The organism is Synechococcus sp. R6-7 (assembly GCF_047461695.1).
Lineage (GTDB): Bacteria > Cyanobacteriota > Cyanobacteriia > Thermostichales > Thermostichaceae > Thermostichus.
Genome location: NZ_JANSHS010000550.1, coordinates 1 through 4,645 on the forward strand (window position 1 = coordinate 1; position 4,645 = coordinate 4,645).

Below are 4,645 nucleotides of genomic sequence, written 5' to 3' on the forward strand. Positions count from 1 at the left end.
GGGGGGGGAGGCAAGGGAGGAAAGTCATCCTGCACAGAAGGCTGAGGCGGCGGGGGCACATCCAGAAAAGCACAACTTTTCCCAGCTTAGGCCACCGGTTGCCGGGTTGGGCGAATTGTTGCCCAGAGGTGTGGATCTGGACTGCAAATCGGCTACAGGATAGGCCCTGTTGTCGATTGGGGCTGCCTCAGCGGATCCCTTTTGGATTTCAGGACATTCGGCAACATTTCCCAAGGCCAACCGTGAACCGACCCCCATCGGCCAGTCTCTCCTGACCCTACCCATCAACTTGTCTTGAAACGACTAGGGCGTTCTGATAAAGTTGAGGCGGGATTTGCCCTGAGAGAGCGGGATCCCTTCTGGACAAGTCTAGGGTCAATGCTATGGCAGTGCGGGTGGGCATCAACGGTTTTGGCCGCATCGGACGGCTGGTGTTGCGGGCTGCTTGGGGCTGGGAAGAGCTGGAATTCGCCCACATCAACGAGATCAAAGGGGGAGCTGCGACGGCGGCCCACCTGTTGAAGTTTGACTCGGTGCAGGGCCGCTGGACTATCGATATCGAGGGATCCGATAACCGGCTGCGCATCCAAGAGAAAACCCTCACCTTCAGCGAACACAAATCCCCCGGTGAAGTGCCCTGGGCAGAGTTGGGGATCGAGCTAGTGCTGGAATGCTCGGGCAAATTTGTCAAGGCAGCGGAGCTGGATGCCTACTTCAAAGCGGGGGTGCGCAAGGTGATTGTGGCTGCCCCTGTCAAGGACGAAGAGGCCCTCAACATTGTTATGGGTGTCAACGATCACCTGTACGACCCGGCCCGGCACCATTTGCTCACGGCGGCTTCCTGCACCACCAACTGCCTGGCTCCTTTGGTGAAGGTCATCCACGAGGGAATCGGCATTGTTCACGGGGTGATCACCACCATCCATGACGTCACCAATACTCAAACCATGGTGGATGCCCCCCACAAAGACCTGCGGCGGGCCCGCTCCGCTCTGCTGTCTTTGGTGCCCACCACCACCGGCTCGGCCACGGCCATTGGGCTGATTTACCCCGAACTCAACGGCAAGTTGAACGGCATTGCCGTGCGCGTGCCCCTCTTGAACGCTTCCCTGACCGATGCGGTGTTCGAAGTCAGGCGGCCCACCACCGTGGAAGAAGTCAATCACCTCTTAAAAACTGCAGCCGAGGGCGAACTCAAGGGGATCCTCGGCTACGAGGAGCTGCCCCTGGTCTCGGTGGATTTCAAAGGGGATCCCCGTTCCAGCATTGTGGATGCGCCCTCGACGATGGTGGTGGATGGCGCCCAGGTGAAGATCCTGGCCTGGTACGACAACGAATGGGGCTACGCCAACCGCATGGCGGAACTGGCCCGCAAAGTGGCCCGCAGTCTATAGAAACATCTCCCTTGGAGACCTGCCCATGACTTCTGTTTCGACGGCTCAAGCCTCTGCGGTTCGCAACTACGCCCTGGTTACAGCGGCCTATTGGGGGTTCACCATCACCGATGGCGCCATCCGCATGTTGGTGCTGCTCCACTTCCACAAGTTGGGCTTCACCCCGATCCAGATTGCCATGCTGTTCCTCTTCTACGAGATCTTCGGGGTGATCACCAACTTCCTGGGCGGCTGGATTGGATCCCTCTTTGGCCTGCGGCTGACCCTCTACGGCGGCATTGCCATTCAGATCTTTGGCCTGGTGATGCTGGGGGTGATCAACCTGCAGTGGCCGGTCTGGGGCCAGGTGGCCTACGTGATGACGGCCCAAGCTCTGGCCGGGATCGCCAAAGACCTCACCAAGATGAGCTCCAAAAGCGCCATCCGCCTGGTGGTGCCCAAAGAAGCGGAATCCCGCCTGTTTCGTTGGGTGGCTATGCTCACGGGATCCAAAAACGCCCTCAAGGGGGTGGGGTTCTTTGTGGGAGCGGCCCTGCTGCAGATCTTCACCGAAATCTACGGGGATCCCATGGGCTTCCGCATGGCCAACTTTGTCCAGGCGGGGGCGTTGGCTTTGATCTTCTGTTCGGGGGCGCTGCTGCCGGCAGACATGGGCAAAATCAAGGCCAAGATCCCCTTCAAGCGGCTGTTTTCCAAGAGCAGAGAGATCAACATCCTCTCGGCAGCTCGCTTTTTCCTGTTTGGGTCGCGGGATGTGTGGTTTGTGGTGGCCCTGCCGGTGTTTCTCTACGACGAGCTGGGCTGGACTTTTATGCAGGTGGGCAGTTACATGGCCATCTGGGTGATTGGCTATGGGTTCATTCAGTTTGTAGCGCCGCAACTGCTGGGTGGGGGTCGCCCTGGCCGTGCTCCCAAGGCCCGCACCATCCAGATTTGGACCTTCGTGCTGACGGCGGTGCCGGCGATCATTGCCACAGCCTTCATGGCCGGGCTGGCACCGGAGCTGGTGATCACCGGCGGCTTGATCCTGTTCGGGATCGTCTTTGCCTTCAATTCGGCAGTGCATTCCTACCTGGTGCTGGCCTACACGGAAGACGACGACGTAGCCCTCAATGTGGGCTTTTATTACATGGCTAATTCCGGCGGGCGGCTGTTGGGGACGGTAACTTCTGGGATCCTCTTCCAGTTCTACGGATTGGAGGGCTGTCTTTGGTTTTCCACCCTCTTGATCTTGGCGGCGGGGCTGTTCTCGTTGAAATTGCCGGATCCCAGCAAAACCCCGGTGGAGTGGGTGGTTAAGCCAGGGGATTGAAGATGGAGGGCTACCAGCCGAGATGATGCAGTCCGCTCAACCCAATCCACACATGGATGGGCAGGGAAAGAAGTCTGCGCTGCCGATGCAACTCAGCCCAAACAAGAGGCCCAACGATGAGATAGTAGAGGAGCAAGCAGCTTTTCCGGCAGCCTATGAGCCTGCGCATTGTTCCCACGACGCCCTTCCCTGGCCAGAGACCCGGCACCTCTGGCCTGCGCAAGCCGGTATCGGTGTTTCAGCAGCCCCACTACCTGGAAAACTTCGTCCAATCCATTTTTGATGTCCTAGAGGGATCCGCCGGCCAAACCCTGGTGGTGGGGGGGGATGGCCGCTACTACAACCGCGAGGCCATTCAGATCCTGCTCAAGATGGCGGCGGCCAACGGCATCGGGCGAGTCCTGGTGGGCCAAGGAGGGATCCTCTCCACGCCGGCGGTTTCCTGTCTCATCCGCAAGTACGGCGCCTACGGGGGGATCATCTTCTCTGCCAGCCACAACCCCGGCGGCCCCCAGGGGGATTTCGGCATCAAGTACAACATCGGCAACGGTGGCCCTGCCCCGGAGAAGGTGACCGAGGCCATTTACGCCCGCACCCAGCAGATCCGGGAGTACCGCATCCTGGAAGCTCCCGATGTCGATCTGGATCGCTTGGGCGAGCAACGGCTGGGGTCCCTCACGGTGTCCGTCATCGACCCGGTGGCCGATTACTTGGGCCTGATGCAGCGTCTGTTCGATTTCGAGGCCATCCGCGACTACCTGGCTTCCGGGATCCGCATTGCCTTCGACGCCATGCACGCCGTCACCGGCCCCTATGCCCACGCCATTTTCCAGGGATCCCTGGGAGCGCCAGAGGGCAGTGTGCTCAACGGGCAGCCCCTGCCGGATTTTGGCGGCGGACACCCGGATCCCAACCTGGTGCATGCCCGCTCGTTGGTGGAACTGTTGTTTCGGGAAGATGGGCCGGACTTTGGGGCCGCTTCCGATGGGGATGGGGATCGCAACCTGATCCTGGGCCGCCAATTTTACGTGACCCCCAGCGACAGCTTGGCAGTCTTGGCTGCCAATGCCCACCGGGTACCCGGCTACCGAGAAGGTCTGGCGGGAATTGCCCGCTCCATGCCCACCAGCCAGGCAGCGGATCGGGTGGCGGCCAAGCTGGGGATCCCTTGCTACGAGACCCCCACCGGCTGGAAATTCTTCGGCAACCTGCTGGATGCGGGCAAAGTTACCCTCTGCGGGGAAGAGAGCTTCGGTACCGGATCCCACCACATCCGGGAAAAAGACGGGCTCTGGGCCGTCCTGTTTTGGCTGAACATTTTGGCCGTTCGACGGCAGCCGGTGCGGCAGATCGTGGAAGAGCACTGGCGCACCTATGGGCGCAACGTCTACTCCCGTCACGACTACGAGGGACTGCCGGTGGAGGTGGCCGAGGCGCTGATGGAAGACTTGCGACGCTCCCTGCCCGGGTGGGTGGGCCAGCGCCTGGGATCCCAGCTGGTGGCCTACGCTGACGACTTCAGCTACACCGATCCCGTGGACGGCAGCACCACCAGCCACCAAGGGATCCGCATTGGCTTTGAGGATGGATCCCGCATCATCTACCGGCTTTCGGGAACCGGCACCCACGGAGCCACCCTGCGGGTGTACCTGGAGCGATTGGAGCTGGATCCCGCCCGGCATGGCCTGGATCCCCAAGTGGCCTTGGCCGAACAGATTCAACTGGCCGATCACCTTGCCCAGATTCGCGCCCGCACCGGTCGGCAGCAGCCAGACGTCATCACCTAGCCCGTCGCAACAGTGGACAGGGAGCCTTCCCAGGGAAGCGGGGATCAGGGCCTGAGGCCATCCCAGCCGGTCGCTTCGGCGTCGCGGAGCAGAAAGGTGCCGATAGGGGAGGTGATGGGAGAGGTCAGCTAGAAATCGCAGGAGCCCCGCAC

3 protein-coding genes are annotated in these 4,645 nt (G+C 61.0%); all 3 read left to right on the forward strand.

The window, feature by feature from the left end; translation table 11 throughout:
- The first annotated feature begins 383 nt into the window (after window positions 1–383).
- The 3 genes from NW815_RS14035 (at window position 384) to NW815_RS14045 (ending at window position 4,493) form a co-directional block, all read left to right on the forward strand.
- On the forward strand, window positions 384–1,394 hold the full coding sequence (locus NW815_RS14035) for an ArsJ-associated glyceraldehyde-3-phosphate dehydrogenase (RefSeq protein ID WP_414390505.1): 1,011 nt from the start codon (window positions 384–386) through the stop codon (window positions 1,392–1,394).
- A 25-nt stretch (window positions 1,395–1,419) separates the two neighbouring features.
- Window positions 1,420–2,706: an organoarsenical effux MFS transporter ArsJ gene (gene arsJ / locus NW815_RS14040; protein ID WP_414343360.1), complete on the forward strand. Its 1,287-nt coding sequence runs from the start codon at window positions 1,420–1,422 to the stop codon at window positions 2,704–2,706.
- 155 nt (window positions 2,707–2,861) lie between these two features.
- Window positions 2,862–4,493, forward strand: a complete 1,632-nt coding sequence (locus tag NW815_RS14045; RefSeq protein WP_414416155.1) for an alpha-D-glucose phosphate-specific phosphoglucomutase — start codon at window positions 2,862–2,864, stop codon at window positions 4,491–4,493.
- The last annotated feature ends 152 nt before the right edge of the window (window positions 4,494–4,645 follow it).